The 17012-nt window shown below is 33.6% G+C and carries 16 protein-coding genes; 14 read left to right on the top strand and 2 right to left on the bottom strand.

Annotated features, from left to right (window positions below):
• Nucleotides 1–193: 193 nt before the first annotated feature.
• Together IMCC3317_RS20080 and IMCC3317_RS20085 are read left to right on the top strand one after the other, a co-directional pair.
• The gene (locus tag IMCC3317_RS20080; RefSeq protein ID WP_160131268.1) at nt 194–1567 is read left to right on the top strand and encodes a DUF1800 domain-containing protein; all 1374 of its coding nucleotides are present in this window, start codon (nt 194–196) and stop codon (nt 1565–1567) included.
• A 136-nt stretch (nt 1568–1703) separates the two neighbouring features.
• Complete coding sequence (locus IMCC3317_RS20085; protein ID WP_160131269.1) at nt 1704–2894, top strand: DUF1501 domain-containing protein; 1191 nt, start codon at nt 1704–1706, stop codon at nt 2892–2894.
• On the opposite strand, the gene IMCC3317_RS20090 is transcribed toward IMCC3317_RS20085, so the two are convergent.
• Nucleotides 2891–3331, bottom strand: coding sequence for a hypothetical protein (locus IMCC3317_RS20090; RefSeq protein ID WP_160131270.1), 441 nt, complete (start codon nt 3329–3331; stop codon nt 2891–2893). The genes IMCC3317_RS20085 and IMCC3317_RS20090 overlap by 4 nt on opposite strands.
• 218 nt (nt 3332–3549) lie before the next feature.
• Between IMCC3317_RS20090 and IMCC3317_RS20095 the strand changes: the two genes are divergently transcribed.
• The 4 genes from IMCC3317_RS20095 (at nt 3550) to IMCC3317_RS20110 (ending at nt 6097) form a co-directional block, all read left to right on the top strand.
• Nucleotides 3550–4098: a TlpA family protein disulfide reductase gene (locus tag IMCC3317_RS20095; RefSeq protein WP_228054857.1), complete on the top strand. Its 549-nt coding sequence runs from the start codon at nt 3550–3552 to the stop codon at nt 4096–4098.
• A 13-nt stretch (nt 4099–4111) separates the two neighbouring features.
• A complete protein-coding gene (locus IMCC3317_RS20100) occupies nt 4112–4783 on the top strand; it encodes a thioredoxin family protein (protein ID WP_160131271.1) in 672 nt (223 codons plus the stop codon).
• 592 nt (nt 4784–5375) lie between these two features.
• Complete coding sequence (locus IMCC3317_RS20105; RefSeq protein ID WP_160131272.1) at nt 5376–5687, top strand: rhodanese-like domain-containing protein; 312 nt, start codon at nt 5376–5378, stop codon at nt 5685–5687.
• 11 nt (nt 5688–5698) lie between these two features.
• Nucleotides 5699–6097 (top strand): rhodanese-like domain-containing protein, encoded by a 399-nt coding sequence (locus tag IMCC3317_RS20110; RefSeq protein ID WP_160131273.1) that lies wholly within the window; start codon nt 5699–5701, stop codon nt 6095–6097.
• Nucleotides 6098–6102: 5 nt separating this feature from the next.
• Here IMCC3317_RS20110 and IMCC3317_RS20115 read toward each other — a convergent pair whose 3' ends face one another.
• Nucleotides 6103–6969, bottom strand: a complete 867-nt coding sequence (locus IMCC3317_RS20115; RefSeq protein ID WP_160131274.1) for a redoxin domain-containing protein — start codon at nt 6967–6969, stop codon at nt 6103–6105.
• A gap of 159 nt (nt 6970–7128) precedes the next feature.
• Here IMCC3317_RS20115 and IMCC3317_RS20120 point away from each other — a divergent pair, with 159 nt between their 5' ends.
• From IMCC3317_RS20120 to IMCC3317_RS20155, 8 genes are all read left to right on the top strand, one after another.
• Complete coding sequence (locus IMCC3317_RS20120) at nt 7129–8406, top strand: DUF2851 family protein (protein WP_160131275.1); 1278 nt, start codon at nt 7129–7131, stop codon at nt 8404–8406.
• 173 nt (nt 8407–8579) lie between these two features.
• Nucleotides 8580–9416, top strand: coding sequence for a M57 family metalloprotease (locus tag IMCC3317_RS20125; protein WP_228054859.1), 837 nt, complete (start codon nt 8580–8582; stop codon nt 9414–9416).
• 114 nt (nt 9417–9530) lie between these two features.
• Entirely contained in the window at nt 9531–9758 is a 228-nt protein-coding gene (locus IMCC3317_RS20130; protein ID WP_160131276.1) for a PspC domain-containing protein, read from the top strand.
• Nucleotides 9759–9761: 3 nt separating this feature from the next.
• Nucleotides 9762–10769, top strand: a complete 1008-nt coding sequence (locus IMCC3317_RS20135) for a potassium channel family protein (protein WP_160131277.1) — start codon at nt 9762–9764, stop codon at nt 10767–10769.
• A 116-nt stretch (nt 10770–10885) separates the two neighbouring features.
• On the top strand, nt 10886–12472 hold the full coding sequence (locus tag IMCC3317_RS20140) for an alanine/glycine:cation symporter family protein (RefSeq protein ID WP_160131278.1): 1587 nt from the start codon (nt 10886–10888) through the stop codon (nt 12470–12472).
• A gap of 72 nt (nt 12473–12544) precedes the next feature.
• Nucleotides 12545–13651, top strand: a complete 1107-nt coding sequence (locus IMCC3317_RS20145) for a ComEA family DNA-binding protein (RefSeq protein WP_160131279.1) — start codon at nt 12545–12547, stop codon at nt 13649–13651.
• A 22-nt stretch (nt 13652–13673) separates the two neighbouring features.
• Complete coding sequence (locus IMCC3317_RS20150; protein WP_160131280.1) at nt 13674–14840, top strand: acyl-CoA dehydrogenase family protein; 1167 nt, start codon at nt 13674–13676, stop codon at nt 14838–14840.
• Nucleotides 14841–15129: 289 nt separating this feature from the next.
• Nucleotides 15130–16509, top strand: a complete 1380-nt coding sequence (locus IMCC3317_RS20155) for an alpha-amylase (RefSeq protein WP_160131281.1) — start codon at nt 15130–15132, stop codon at nt 16507–16509.
• The last annotated feature ends 503 nt before the right edge of the window (nt 16510–17012 follow it).

Consider the following 17012-nt stretch of genomic DNA (forward strand, 5'->3'; position numbering starts at 1 on the left):
GCGAACGATAGTGAAGCAATCTGTTCCTCAAGAAGCAGATTGCCACGAATTTTTACAAATTCTCGCAAAGACGTATTAAAATAATTTAAAATAATTCGTGTATTCGTGGCAAGAAAAGCTTGAAATTTTCTACAATTTATACCAAATTAAACTTTTTCAACGTTTTAAAGTCTTAAGATAAAAGCTGTTCCGTATGACGTTGCAAGAAATAGTTCACATATATTATAGAGTAGGATTTGGGATTTCGTATGCGGAAGCAACTATTTTGCAGAAAGAATCTAAAGAAACTATCGTTAATGAACTGTTTAACGCTTCTCGCGAAGTAAAACCGCTTGCAATTGATATTTCTGAATTAACAGCGAAAGTTAAAAATCTAAATATGAAAGATCGTAAAAAGCTGCGTTCTTTGATAAAAGATAGTACTAAAAAAGTACACGAATTAAATATTGCTTGGATTTATAAACTTGGAAATACAGAACAATTGTTACGTGAAAAGATGACGCTTTTTTGGGCGAATCATTTTGTGTGTCAAGACAATAATATTCTTCACATTCAGCACTACAATAATACGCTTCGAAAACATGCTTTGGGAAATTTTAAAGATTTTGTCATTGCCATTTCCAAAGAAGCTTCCATGATTAAATATTTAAACACAAAACAAAATAAAAAGGCAAAACCGAACGAAAATTTTGCACGTGAATTGATGGAATTGTTTACGCTTGGACGCGATAATTATTCTGAAAAAGATATTAAAGAATCGGCACGTGCTTTTACAGGTTGGAATCATGATTTTATGGGAAATTTTCGTTTGCGTAGATTTCAACATGATACTGAAGAAAAGACTTTTTTTGGTGAAACTGGAAATTTTGACGGCGAAGATATTATCGATATTATTTTGAAACAGAAACAATGTGCGAAATATATTTGTGAAAAAATCTACCGTTATTTTGTGAATGATACGATTGACGATTCTCGCGTAAGCGAAATGACCACTATTTTTTTTAAAGATTATGATATTGAAAACTTAATGCGTTTTGTATTGCTTTCTGATTGGTTTTACGATGAAAAAAATATTGGAACGAAGATAAAATCGCCCATAGAGTTTTTAGTTGGCGTTCATAGAATCGTGCCAATGCAGTTTGAAAAACCACGTGAATTGATCTATTTGCAAAAATTATTAGGACAACATTTATTGTTTCCGCCAAATGTTGCAGGTTGGAAAGGCGGCAGAAATTGGATCAATCCAAATACGATGATGTTGCGACTCAATTTACCTTCTGTTTTATTAGCAAATGGCCCAATTTCGTTGGATGAAAAAGGCGAATTCGAAGACGATTTTCAGCGTTTCAATAATAAGCGAAACAAACAACGAAAACTAAAAGTATTACCAGATTGGGAAACGTTTCATTCGCAACAAAAAGATGTAACGTTAAAGCAATTACAACAAACAATCATTGTAAGTCCGTTGAATAGTGGAACAGCAGCATATTTAGAGAAATTAGAAACGCAAGATTTGAAAAAATATAGCATTCAATTGATGTCGTTGCCAGAATATCAATTGTGTTAAACGTGGATTTTTATTGAAATCAATATAATTGTAGATTCTCATTTCAATGAGAATACAAATGAATGGATTTCCATTTTCATTGGAATACAAATAAATAGGTTCCCGCTTTCGCGGGAATTCAAAAATAAATTTTTGAATGAACAGAAGAAATTTTATAAAAAGCGCATCGTTGGCAAGTACAGCATTGTTTTTGCCTAAATTCGTTTCAGGATTTAGCCTTTTGGACGAAGCCATTGCGACAGGAAAAAAGCTAGTGATTATTCAACTTTCAGGTGGAAATGATGGTTTGAATACAATTGTTCCGTTCAGAAATGATATTTATTACAAAAAACGTCCTTCGTTGGCGCAACAAAAAAGTAACCTCATCGGAATTACAGACGAAATTGGTTTCCACGAAAGTCTCATCGCGCATAGCAATTTATATAACAACGGAGAATTGTGCGTTGTGAATAATGTTGGATATCCAAATCCGAATCGTTCGCATTTTCGTTCTACGGATATTTGGCATACGGCGAGCGATTCTAACGAATATTTGCAATCGGGTTGGATTGGTCGTTATTTGGATGCTTCCAAAAGTAAATCGTTAGATGCCATCGAAGTTGACGATACATTATCACTTATGTTAAAAGGCGAACAAACTGACGGAATTGCGAATAAGAATCCAGCTCTTTTCTATAAAACAACACAAGCTCCATATTTTAAAAAAGTGGTTGAACATCATAACGAAGCACATTTAAGCGAACATAATTTGGGCTATTTATACAAAACAATGGTGACAGCTTCTTCTTCGGCAAAATATATGTATGAAACTTCAAAAACATTCACCACAAAAACTACCTATCCGAATACTGGATTTTCAAAACAATTGAAACAAGTTGCGGATTTTATCAATTCAGGATTGCAAACAAAAGTGTATTATGCGTCGCTTGGCGGATTTGACACACATGCAAATCAAGTGAACAAGCAAAAACGATTGTTGAAAGTTTATGACGAAGCGATGGAAGCTTTTGTGAAAGATTTGAAAGAACAAGATTCTTTTAAAGACACCTTAATTTTGACCTTTTCAGAATTTGGTCGTCGTGTGCAACAAAACGCAGCAAATGGAACTGATCACGGAACGGCGAATCAAGTATTTTTGATTGGAAACCAATTGAAAAAGCAAGGTTTTTACAATCCGATGGCTGATTTATCTAACTTAGACACAAATGGAGATTTGAAATATGATATTGATTTTCGAGAAATTTATGCGTCTGTCTTGAACAATTGGTTAGACATTGATGCAAAAAAGGTACTAGGGAAACCGTTTTCTGGTTTGAATATTGTTTAAAGCAAATCTTCTCGATCAATAATAGAATCTAGGTCATTTCCAAAAAGATCCGACATGCATACACATTCACATTTTTTTGCCATATAAATTGCCAAAATGGATTCGCAGTCGGGAAGAGCGCCTCTACATAACCTTTCACAAAGTCTTTGAAGTTTTTTATGAGTCTTACTATTATAATAAGAAGTGATGCCATATATAGTTTCGCCTTTGTAAGTTACCAATACAAAATCATTTGGTGATTTTCTTAAGATAGTTAGTACATCTTCTATTTTTGTTTTCGAAGTGACTTTGTGCATTTTTGCATCTTTAGATTTAATAAATTCTTTCATTGTAGTTGCATCAATAACATATATTGATTGTAGAGAATTGGAAGTCTTTTTTTGAGCTAATCCAGAAAAACTGATGCATACGAATAGTAGTAAGATTTTTAGTTTCATAATTGTATTTTTTTTGGTTAAATTATTTGTAATCAAATGTATAGAACATGTAAATTAGAAAAGAAGTACTTTCACTAATTCTCATGGGTTAATACACTATTTTTGCATAGGTATAATCATCCGTAATTTTGAACATAGAAAATGAATACTCTTAAAATCTGTTAAATTGAATCATTGTGTTATAGACTTTTAGTACTTTTAAATGATAATTTAGAATTATGATGAAGAAAGCCCTTTTTATATTGTTTATAATGATTTTTATTTCGTGTAAAAACGAATCAAAATCAACTGAAATTGCACAAACAACCACTAAAGAAACAACTACTGAATTGAAATCAGAAATAGTTGAAACTACTTCCGATATTCCTGTTTTAAATTTTGAACAGTTTGAAAAGTATCTTCAAATCGAAGATGATAATATTCATGTTGTCAATTTTTGGGCAACTTGGTGTGCACCTTGCGTGAAAGAATTGCCGCATTTTGAAGCTGTAAATCAAGAATATAAAGACAAAAACGTAAAAGTATTGTTAGTCAGTTTAGATTTTAATCTCAAGAAATTGAATTCATTCTTAGTGAAAAACGAATTGAAATCTGAAAAAGTTCTATTGGACGATCCAGATCAAAACGCTTGGATTTCGAAAGTGTCAAAAGATTGGTCAGGCTCAATTCCGGCAACGGTAATTTATAAGAAAGGTAAACGAAAATTTTACGAACATTCGTTTACTAAAGCTGAATTAGAAAGTGAATTAAGAAATTTTATAAACTAATAAAACCCACAAAATGAAATTAATAAAATTAGTACTATTGTCTGTACTTTTCATGACTTTCTCTTGTACAGATAAGAAGAAAGCAGATGCAAAATCGGAAACAAAAACCGTTGTAGAAAATGTAGAAAAGCCAACGAAAGAAATGACAAATGGCTACCAAGTTGGTGATATTGTTAAAGATTTTTCATTGAAAAATGTAGATGGAAAAATGGTGTCAATGTCAAATTTCAGTGACGCAAAAGGATTTATTATTACGTTTACCTGTAATACGTGTCCATATTCTGTAGCATACGAAGATAGAATTAATGAATTAGACAAAAAATATGCAAGCAAAGGATATCCTGTAATTGCGATTAATCCGAATAATCCTGATGCAAAACCAGGCGATAGTTTTGAAGCAATGCAAACAAGAGCTAAAGAAAAAGGATTTACGTTTCCATATATTTTAGATGATGGACAAAAAGTGTATCCAGTATTTGGAGCTTCTAAAACGCCACATATGTACGTGCTAGCTAAAACGCCAAAAGGTCACCAAGTAAAGTATATTGGCGCAATTGACGATAATTATAAAGATGCTGGAGCAGTTTCAAAACGTTATGTAGAAGATGCAGTTGACGCTTTGTTAGCAGGAAAAGAAGTTGAGGTAACGACTACGAAAGCGATTGGTTGTTCGATTAAGGTGTAGATTTTCTTAGACTTCTTAGACTTCTTAGACTTCTTAGACTTCTTAGATTTTTAGACTGACTTAGACTTTGTTAGATTTATTTTGATTCTTTAAATTGTTGATTTGTCTGTTTGTCAATTTGTCTGTTTGTCAATTTGATGATTCGTTAATTTGTTAATTGAATGAATCTAAAAATATAAGGCATAAAATTTGCCTGTAAAAAGCTGAAGTGAAGAACTTCGGCTTTTTTTAGTGAAACTTAATTTTGAGAAGTCTCTATGACGAACTCAAAATTATAAGTTGAACTAATCCTGCTGAAAAGCGGGATCTCTTGTTTAATGCTTTTTTAGTAAAGAAAATCTTCTGAAAAAGTTTAACTTTGAACCACTAATAATAAAAAGAAGTGAGCTGTTAGAATTGCGTATTGAGAATTTGAAAACAGCGTACAGCACTGAATAAAAATATTCGTGAATTCGTGGCAGAAAAGGGGAAAGAATTAGATTTTAATAGTAGGATTTTAAATTAAAAAGTAATTTATTACAAACAACAAACAACAAACAACAAACAACAAACAACAAACAACAAACAACAAACACAACATATAATTACAGTTATGGCAGATTTATCACAAAAAGAATGGCAAGAACAATTTGCAAACGATACCAACGCAGTACTTTTGGATGTACGTACACAAGACGAAGTTGATGAAGGACATATTCCGGATGCAAAACATATTGATATTTTTTTAGGACAAGGTTTCATCGATGAAGTTAAAAAATTAGATGCTTCTAAAAACTACTATATATACTGTCGCTCAGGCGGAAGAAGCGGACAAGCTTGTGCTGTCATGAACAGTATAGGTTTTGAAAATACGTACAACTTGATGGGTGGATTTTCAGAATGGCAAGGCGATAAAACTAATTAAATTCAACACACATGAAGTTTCGAAAACTAGCTTTCGTATTTATTTTACTCTCTTTTATATCATTTTTCGGGTGTTCTACAACGCCTAAAGAAAATGATATTACGGTTGCAGAATTGCATGCTTTTTTAGAAGATGCAAATGTAGTTGTATTAGATGTACGAACACCTGAAGAAATTGCATTAGGAAAAATTACAGCGGAAGCATTAGAAGTAGATTTTTATGATGCAGCTTTTATGGAAGACACTAGAAGTAAAATTACGAAAGATCAAACGGTTTATGTGTATTGCAGAAGTGGAAGACGAAGTGCAGAAACGGTTTCGAAACTTCGAGAATTAGGATATTTAAAAACATACAATGTAGAAGGTGGCATTATTGCTTGGGAAGCAGAAGGTTTTGCGATAGAGAAGTAATGCAATTACACATTCTCATCAATGATTTTCAGTAAAATAGACGGTTCAGGACGAGAGCGATACTGATCGGTTTCATTGGTGTAAATGATTTTTTCATTAGAATCTGTAATGACAACTGTTGGTAGAATCATGTCAGATTTAAAACCAAAAATTTGAAAGCCAAATGGCAAACCGTATTCGGTAAAAATATTCAATTGCTTGGCAACATTACAATTGATATCGACTAAAAACTGAAAATCTAGCGGATATTTTTTGGCTAATTTTTTACTAAAACCATGTGGTTGCGAACTTATAAAAATAGTATTGATGTTTCGTTTGGTAAGTTCTTCATGCTGATTTATTATTTCTTTAATTTGCGCCATACAAAACGGACACCAATTTCCACGATAGAACATAAATATACTTGGTGTTCCGGCAAATCGTTCGGTAGTCACAATTTCTTTCTTACTGTTTTCAAAAGTCAACAACGGAAGTGTTTTCCCAACTTTTAAAATATCGTTATGATCAGGATTTCGCTTCTGAAAATAGGAATACCATACTAAATAGATAATCCAACCTAACGTCAATATAATATTAAAAATAGTACAACTTAGGCGAAAAACGACTCCTTCTTCTAAACTCAAAGCTAACGAAGCCAATAAACATCCTAAAAAGATACTAAATGTATATGGTTTTAAAACCGAATCTGTTCGCGGTATTGGTTTAATGTAAATTCGAGAGAAGAAAAAAACAATGGAAGCAGCTGTTAGTAAGTGCGTTATGTGTAATAATGTAATTCCAGTATTCAGTACATACCAAAAGCTATCTATCATTGCAAACACAGCAAAAGCAGGAAATAGGACAATGAAAATGGATTTTAGTAGGGAGTTCATTAAATATAAAGGTTCAGGTCGTATATAGTATTCAGAAAATTTGTACATTACAATGTATAAAAATAAAATGTAAAATCGTATATTTTTACACTATTTATCCTACAAAAAATAATAAACCTCTTTCCTCATTGAAATTATTAAAATTTAATAATTATCTATATGACTGTGAAAGAAGATTTTCTGTATTATTTATGGAAATTTGGGAAACTACATCTGCAAAAGCTAGAAACTTCTCAAAAAGAAACTATTCAAATTATTAACTTAGGAACGCATAATCATCATGCTGGACCAGATTTTTTTAATGCGCAATTACGTGTTGGAAATCAATTATGGGCAGGAAATGTGGAAATGCATGTCAATGCTTCAGATTGGTTTGTGCATCATCATGAGAAAGATAAAAATTATGATAATGTCATTTTGCATGTCGTTTGGAATCATGATATGGATGTGCATCGAAAAGACAATTCTGTCATTCCCACAATAGTGTTAAAAGACTTTACTGACTTTACACAAATCCAGCGGTATGTTACCTTGATGAATTCACCCAAAAAGTGGATTAATTGTGAAAATGAGTTTCCCGTACTGGATGATTTTCAGCTTGAAAACTGGCTCGAACGTTTGTATTTGGAGCGTTTGGAAACAAAATCGATTGAGATAGAAACATTAGTAAAAGCAACGAAGTATGATTGGGAAGCTGTTTTATTCAGATTGCTTGCCAAAGGTTTTGGGCTTAAACTAAATAGTGAAGCCTTTTTTGAAGCGGCTTGTTCGGTAGATTTTTCTACAATACGAAAACTCAGCGCGAAACAATTTTCTTTGGAAGCATTTCTCTTTGGGATTTTTGGATTGCTTTCGCAAGAGGTAACTCAGGAAAAATACTATGAACAATTGTTGCGGGAATACAACTATCTCACGCACAAGTTTGAGTACGCTAAAAAGGCAGCAATTCCAGTGCAATTTTTCAGAACGCGTCCGCCAAACTTTCCGACTATTCGCGCATCACAATTGGCAACTTTGTATCATCAACAAGATAATTTATTTTCAAAAATAATTACTTCAACTTCCATTGACGAATTGTATACAATCTTACGAGTGGCAACAGCTTCTTTTTGGGAAACACATTATACTTTTGAGAAAATTTCGCCCAAGCGAAAAAAAATCCTTTCCAAAAATTTTATAGATGTGTTGTTAATCAATAGTATTATTCCGCTTAAATATTGTTACGAGCGTTATTTGGGAACATCGAATATAGAAGACATTTTTGCATTGCTCCGAACCATTACACCAGAGAAAAATAGCATCATTCAAAAATTTTCAACTAAAAATATTGCTATTGAAAACGCAATGCATACGCAGGCTTTGTTAGAGTTAAAGAAAAAGTATTGCAATGCACATCAATGTTTGCAATGTGCTGTTGGAAATGCGCTATTGAAATAAAAATGTTAGCTGTAAAGTAAAGATTATCAGTGATTTAATTTGATTGAAATGTGATATAAGAAATATTTCAAATGAGGTATTTCATCGAAAACAAATTATTTACCTAGTTGGAGTCGTCATAAATTGATACTTTAGAAAGGAATTAACCTAATAAAAAACCAAAAACCTTAAGTATGAAAACCAAGAAATTTTTATCAATTTTAGCTGTATTTGCGCTTGTATTCGCAACGTTTACATCTTGTCAATCAGATCAATCTGATGAACTTTTACAGGATGAAGCAAAAATTAATCCAGATGTTTTAGCAAAATTAGATGCTGCATTATTCGACACAACAAACGCTCGCGCTATGAATTTCATGGGAGAAGAAGGAATTGCCGTGGAAGACATGTTTTTCTCGTATGTACAAATAGACGAGTTAGCACCAACAGATCCTTTAGCGAAGCATTACCGAACTTCAAACTTAGTAAAAAAATTACCAAGAGTAATCACCATTAGCGTGGATCCAGATTTAGGAACATTAGGTTCTGATGCTTTAGACGTAACTATTACAATGTATAATAACTTAGGATTACGTCTTTCTTTTGCTAGAGTTGCTTTTGGACAACGCGGAAAAAACAAAGCAAATATTGAAGTAACTGAGTTTTACGAGCTAGAATCAGGTGGATATATTACTTTAGGAAGAGCAGCTGGTTTTCCAACACGTAAAGGAGATCCTGCAAAAGGATTTGGAATCAACAGTCGTTGGTTTGAACTTTCAATAAGTCCAACAGTAAACGAATTGGCAGGCACAATGGCGCACGAAATTGGACATTGTATTGGCTTCCGTCACACCGATTACCAAACACGCCAAAGTTGTGGTCAGAATGTAAATGAAGGAAGTGCAGGAGTTGGAGCCATTCATATCAATGGAACACCAACCGGTTCAGATTCATCTTCAATAATGCAATCATGTGGACCCGCAATTAATTTCAATAATAATGATGTTACTGCTTTAGAAGCACTATACTAAGAATAGCAATTATTAGAATTTTAAAAGTCACTAAGTATTAGTGGCTTTTTTTATGTAAAAAAAATTATCTTGCACCTAATGTGTAAAAGCAATTTTAAGCTAATAAATGATTAGATGAAATTTATATACAAACTGCGTTATTTTTTTGAAAAACACGGATTCGGAGCGTTGTCACGTTTGGCAGAACGTTTGGGAATGCGTGCCAAAAATGTGCGTTTATTTTTCATTTACGTAACGTTTGCAACGCTTGGCGTAAGTTTCGCGATATACCTAACATTGGCTTTTATTTTAAGATTAAAAGACTTAATTTACACCAAACGAACCTCCGTATTTGACTTATAACTTATGTATCGATTCTTCAAGTCAAAATTCTATCTCGCTTTATCCTTACTTGTAATTGTATTTACAATAGGAGTTATGGGTTTTCATATCATTTCAGATATGAGTTGGATAGATGCAATATATATGACTACCATTACAATAACTACAGTTGGTTTTGGAGAAGTCGTTCCTTTGGATCAAAATGCACGTTTATTTACCGTATGCTTAATCATTGTGAGTGTATTTGTGCTTGCATATGCAATTTCTGTGATTACAGAATACATTATTAGTAGAAGTACCTTAAGAAATATTATACATCGCAAGACTTTAAAAAAAATCAGAAGCATGGAAAATCATATCATTATTTGTGGATTTGGAAGAAATGGAAGGCAGGCTTCTGAAAAACTTAGAGCGCACGATCAAGAATTTATCATCATTGAAAAAGACAGAGATGTGATTGAAAGATACGAAGATGTAGAAACGTATTTTATAGAAGGAAATGCAAGTGATGATGAAATTTTACTAAAAGCGGGAATTGAAAAAGCAAGCTCATTAATTACAGCGTTGCCAAGTGATGCAGACAATTTGTTTGTGGTTTTATCTGCGCGTCAAATAAACAAAGAATTGCTCATTATCAGTCGTGCTTCTCAAGAAACATCATATAAAAAATTAAAACTTGCAGGCGCAGATAATGTAATTATGCCCGATAGAATTGGTGGCGAACATATGGCTTCTTTGGTTGTTGTGCCCGATTTAATAGAATTTATTGATAAACTTTCTATCAGTGGTAAAAACACGACAAACATTGAAGAAATCAATATTGAAAGCTTAACCTCTTTTGATAGAGAAATATCTTTAAAAGAACTCGATTTACGAAAAGAAACAGGTTGCACTGTCATTGGTTACAAAACGCCTGAAGGTGATTACATTATCAATCCGGAAGCGGAATTAAAACTGTCGCCAGCATCTAAAATAATTGTGCTTGGACGACCAGAACAAGTAGAATCGTTAAAGCGAAAATACAATCTCTAAAAAGAGTTGAAAAATCTTATTTAAGGCGTTAAAACTTGATTAAACAATTTTTTTTTAGCATCTTGCTAGCTTTATAAATCAACTACATATAAATATTAACTAACTGACATTACATTATGAAGAAATATCTTCTCTCATTAATTACAATCTTATTACCCATATTAACCTTTGGACAAGAAGTTGCTGCGGAAGGAATAGATCAGCAAATCGATGCAGCTTTTAAGCCTATTTCAGATTTCTTTGGGAATGTTATCTTTTTTCAAATAGGAGGAATTCCATTTGTATTAATACTCTTGGTTGGTAGTGCATTATTTTTTACAATTTACTTTGGCTTTGTAAACATAAGACGATTTCCTACGGCAATCAACGTTGTTAGAGGTAAGTATGATGAAGTTGACGATCACGGTATTGAAAAAACAGATTTACCAATAGATGGAGATATTCCAGATACGATTAGAGATGAAAGTAAAGATGGAGAAGTAACACACTTTCAAGCATTGGCAACTGCGGTTTCTGGTACAGTAGGAAATGGAAATATAGCTGGTGTAGCATTAGCAATTGCCTTAGGCGGACCTGGAGCTACATTTTGGATGATAGTATGTGGATTACTTGGAATGTCTACAAAATTTGTAGAATGTACTTTAGGAGTTCAATACAGAGACGTTGGAGAAGATGGAACTGTATATGGAGGTCCAATGTATTATTTAAGTAGAGGTCTTAAAGAAAAAGGTTTTGCAACGCTAGGTAAAATAACAGCAGTTTTATTTGCTATATTTTGTATTGGTGGATCTTTTGGAGGTGGAAACGCAGCTCAATCCAATCAAGCTACGATCGTATTAAAAGAATTAATGGGATTAGAAAGTACAAGCGCAGGAGCAATTATTGGAGTTGTATTAGCAATATTAGTTGGTATCATCATTATTGGAGGTATCAAAAGAATTGCATCTGTAACAGAAAAAATAGTTCCATTTATGGCAGTATTGTATTTAGTTGCTTGTTTGTATATTATATTGAGTAATTTCTCCTTAATTGATGATGCTTTTGGACTTATTTTTAGTGAAGCATTCAACCCAACAGCAATTGGAGTAGGTGGTTTTATAGGAGTACTACTTGTCGGGTTTAAAAGAGCCGCTTTCTCTAACGAAGCAGGAGCAGGTTCAGCATCCATAGCACACTCAGCAGTAAAAACAAAATATTCAGCTTCTGAAGGTTTAGTTGCTTTACTAGAACCGTTTATTGATACAGTAGTAATTTGTACGATGACAGCTTTAGTTATTATCATCTTTAACTTTGGTGGAGCATTTGAATACGGTGGAGATGGCGCAGTAATGATTGATGGTGTAATGGTTGAAGGTGCAGGAATTACTTCAAAAGCTTTTGCAGCATATATTCCGTATTCTAATCTATTCTTAACTGTAGCAGTCGTATTATTCGCAGTCTCAACAATGATTTCGTGGTCATACTACGGTTTACAATCATGGAAGTATTTATTTGGACGCGGTAAAACAGCAGATTTAGTATACAAAGTATTGTTTTTAATCTTTGTTGTAATAGGAGCTGCGGCAAGTATGAAATCTATATGGGACTTCTCAGACGCGATGATTTTCGCAATGGTATTCCCTAACATGGTAGGTTTATTCTTCCTATTCCCAGTAGTGAAAAAACAGTTGAAAAGATATTTGGATGCAATAAAAGGTATCTAAAACGTAAATAGTCATCATAGAATAATAAACCCAAAAATATTCATGTAACGGTTCACTTAAAAAATCGAAAACATGAAAAATATCAAATCCTACTTCAAGTTTGTGAAAGCAGAACGAAGTGGGATTTTGTGTATTATATTCCTAATCTTCATCGTGCAAGGAATCTACTTTTACACAAATCCCAAAAAAACGCCAATGTTGTTTGCAGACGCAGAAGTAGCGATCTATCAGCAACAAATAGATTCACTCAAAATTCTTTCAATAGAACAACGAAAACCGAAAATATTTCCATTCAATCCTAACTTCATTTCCGATTACAAAGGATTTACTTTAGGAATGTCAACAGAAGAAATTGATCGTTTACACGAGTTTAGAGAAACCAACAAATATGTGAATTCCGCCAAGGAGTTTCAAACCATCACAAAGGTTTCTGATTCGTTGCTCAGCGTATTACAACCGTATTTCAAATTCCCCGAATGGGTTACCAATAAAAAGAAGAAAAAGTGGAATTACAAATCGTATGGATCTAATGAAAAAGATGAGGTTATTCTGGAAAAGATCGACCTTAACAAAGCAACGATTGAAGAACTCCGAAAAGTATACGGAATCGGTGAAAAGCTCTCTGCCCGAATTGTAAAATACAGAGCAAGTCTTGGCGGATTTGTCACGGAATCTCAATTAGAAAATGTCTATGGCTTAAAGCCAGAAGTGATTCAGAAAGTATGGAAACGTTTCTATCTAAATAAGACAAATACATTTAAGAATACAGAAGTTGTTTTGGAAAAGGTCAATCTCAACAAAGCAACGATTGAAGAACTTCGAAAAATATATGGAATCGGCGAAAAACTCTCTGCTCGAATTGTAGAATACAGAGAAAAATTAGGCGGATTTGTCATGGAATCTCAATTAAAAGATGTCTACGGCTTAAAGCCAGAAGTAATTCAGAAAGTCTGGAAACGTTTCTACCTAGAAATACCCAACATCACGAAAGTGAATGTCAACACATGTTCAGTAGACGAATTACAAATAATTCCGTACATCAATTACGAATTGGCAGACGAAATCATCAACGAACGAATTCTCCGAGAAGGATTTAAAACTTTTGAGGAATTGACAAAAATTCGCAACTTTCCAACAAACAAAATCAAGATAATTGAATTATATTTGTCAATTGAATAGAAAAATATAAAAATTGCCTTATATGGAAAGTATGTACTTTAATGAAGAACATCAACTTTTTAGAGAAAGTCTCCGAGATTTTTTAAAGAAAGAAGTCGTTCCTCACATTGATAAATGGGAGAAAACAGGAACCATAGAACGCTTCATTTGGGAGAAATTTGGTGAAATGGGATACTTCGGATTGGCATATCCAGAAGAATACGGCGGACTTGATTTAGATCTTTTCTACACAGTCATTTTATTAGAAGAATTACAACGGATCAATTCTGGCGGATTTGCAGCAGCAATTTGGGCGCATGCATATTTAGCAATGACGCACGTAAACAAAGAAGGAAATCACGATATAAAAGAACGCTATTTAACACCAGGTATTACAGGTGAAAAAATTGGTTGTTTATGTATTACAGAACCTTTTGGCGGATCGGATGTTGCAGGAATGCGATCAACGGCTGTTAAAAAAGGCGACAAATATATAATCAACGGTTCTAAAACGTTTATCACAAATGGCTTATACAGCGATTACTTAGTAGTTGCAGCGAAAACGAATCCAGAATTAGGAAACAAAGGAATCAGTATTTTTATCATGGATAGAGATACGCCAGGAATCTCAGCAACAAAACTAGATAAGTTAGGTTGGAGAGCTTCTGATACTGGAGAAATTGCGTTTGATAATGTTGAAATTCCACTAGAAAACCTAATGGGAGAAGAAAACAAAGGGTTTCCATATATCATGCAACACTTTGCGTTAGAGCGTTTAATTATGGGAATCAATGCGCATGCAAGAGCAGAATATGCAATTGAATACGCAATACAATATATGTCGGAACGAGAAGCTTTTGGAAGAACAATTGATAAATTTCAAGCGTTGCGTCATACAATGGCAGACTTGGCTACGGAAGTTGAGATTTGTAAAACATTCAATTACACAGTAGCATATAGACTTAACAAAAAGGAATACGTTGTAAAAGAAGCAACAATGTCCAAACTGCAATCAACCAAAATGGCAGACACTGTAATCTATCAATGTTTACAAATGTTAGGCGGTTACGGATATATGGAAGATTATCCAATGGCACGTTTATTACGCGATAGTCGTTTAGGTCCAATTGGCGGTGGAACTTCTGAAATCTTGAGAGAGATTATTGCCAAAATGATTATTGACAAAAAAGATTATAAGCCTGCAACGTAAGTTTGCTTAAATTATTTTGGCAAAAATTCCACTCAGGAATTGCCAAAATGATTATTGATAAAAAAGATTATAAGCCTGCGACTTAAAAATAGTTGTTAGTTAACAAATACAAAAGATCACTTTAACGAGTGGTCTTTTTTTGTTTAGATATAATTCAGAAGTCCTTTTTAGCTACGGTAAAACCGTATAAAACAGAAACTTATTAACACGAAAACGTTTTCGTTAACCTTGTGATTATTGTGCTACAAAATAAATTTCTACATTGATAGGAACTTTAACCACATAAACCATGAAAACAACTAAAATATTCTATTTCTTATTGATCAGTTTATTCTTTATAAGCTGTTCTGAAGATGAAATTACGCAAGAAAACGAGCAAAGTACAGAAGCTGTCAAAGAAACAGTTGTAACTGCCAAAAACAACTTAAAACCAATTGGATCTGGAGTCATGATGCAAGCATTTTATTGGGACGTTCCTGCAGGTGGAACTTGGTGGAATGTTGTCAAAGGAAAGGTAGACGATTGGAGCAATGCAGGAATTGATGCCATTTGGCTTCCGCCAGCTTCCAAAGCGCAAAACGGACCATTTTCTATGGGTTATGATCCTTTTGATTACTTCGATTTTGGAGAATACAACCAAATGGGAAGTGTAGAAACGCGTTTTGGCTCTACTGCCGAATTGCAAAGTTTAGTAAATACAGCTCATAACAATGGATTGAGCGTAATTGCAGACATTGTATTAAATCACAATAGTGGAGGCGCTAGTGAGTACAATCCGTTCAAAGGAACAAGCACATACACAGATTATCAACCAATGTCAGGAATGTTCAACAGAACGTACTATGACTTTCATCCAAATGATTATCATGCAAATGATGAAGGTGCATTTGGTGGCTTTGCCGATTTATGTCATCACAAAACATATGTACAAGATTGGCTTTGGAACAATTCAAACTCAGTTGCCAAATACTATAAAAATGTAATTGGTTTTGACGGATGGCGTTTTGACTATGTAAAAGGATTTGCTCCTTGGGTTATAAAAGATTGGAAAAATGCTGTTGGAGGTTTCTCTGTTGGAGAATATTGGGACGCAAATGTAAATACCTTAGATTGGTGGACAGGACAAGCGGAAGTAAGCGCGTTCGATTTTGCTTGTTATTACAAAATGAAAGATGCTTTCAGTGGAAACGACTTGACAAAATTAAACGATGATATGTTATGGAAGCGAAACGCATCAAAAGCAGTTACATTTGTGGCAAATCATGATACGGATGAAATTGTAAACGGAAAAATTCTCGCGTATGCGTACATATTAACACATGAAGGATATCCAACAATATTCTATAGCGATTACGAACAATGGTTAGATAAAAATAAATTAAACAATCTGATTTGGATTCATAACAACTTAGCAAGCGGAAGTACATCAATTATGTATGCGGATAATGACGAATATATTGCAAGAAGAAATGGAAACAATAGTGCTGGAATAGTTGTGTATATCAACAACTCAAATAGCTGGCAAGAACGCTGGGTAGAAACCAATTGGTCAAACACACGAATTAAAGACTTCACAGGTCATTCTGGTTGGGAACCTGTAACGCAAGGTGGAAAATGGGTAAAAATTCAGGCACCACCAAAAAGCTATTCTGTTTGGTCTGTAAAATAACATGATACTCAAAATATCATTATTCAATTGTTACATTGAAAAATTGTTACATTAATAATTAGGGCATTCCGCAATGAAAAATTGCGGACGCGCTTTCGGCAGTCGCTCTCACAAAACAGAAATAAACGAGTTCACTCAGTGGAATCGAAGTGAGGAGCTTCAACAAAGCCTCAATCGCTAATGCAGAAAAAAACAATTCTAACAATCATTCGAAACTAGTATAAAAAATCAATATGTTGTCACTTCGGGCGCAGTCGAGAAGCCAATAAACATCTTAGTTTCATTGAATCTCAACTGCACTCGATTTGACATATTATGATAAACCTGTTTAGTTTCATATAGAAAAACACTTAATTATCAGTCAATTATCGTCAAGTCTTGATGCTAGATTCCAAAAGCAGCTTGTGCTGAGCCTGTCGAAGTAAGCGGTCTAATATCTTTTATCGGGCAATACATTCAAATTATTTCAATATTCTTTGGTGTAAATATTTGTAATCAAAAAA

The organism is Kordia antarctica (genome assembly GCF_009901525.1).
Taxonomy (GTDB): Bacteria; Bacteroidota; Bacteroidia; order Flavobacteriales; family Flavobacteriaceae; genus Kordia; species Kordia antarctica.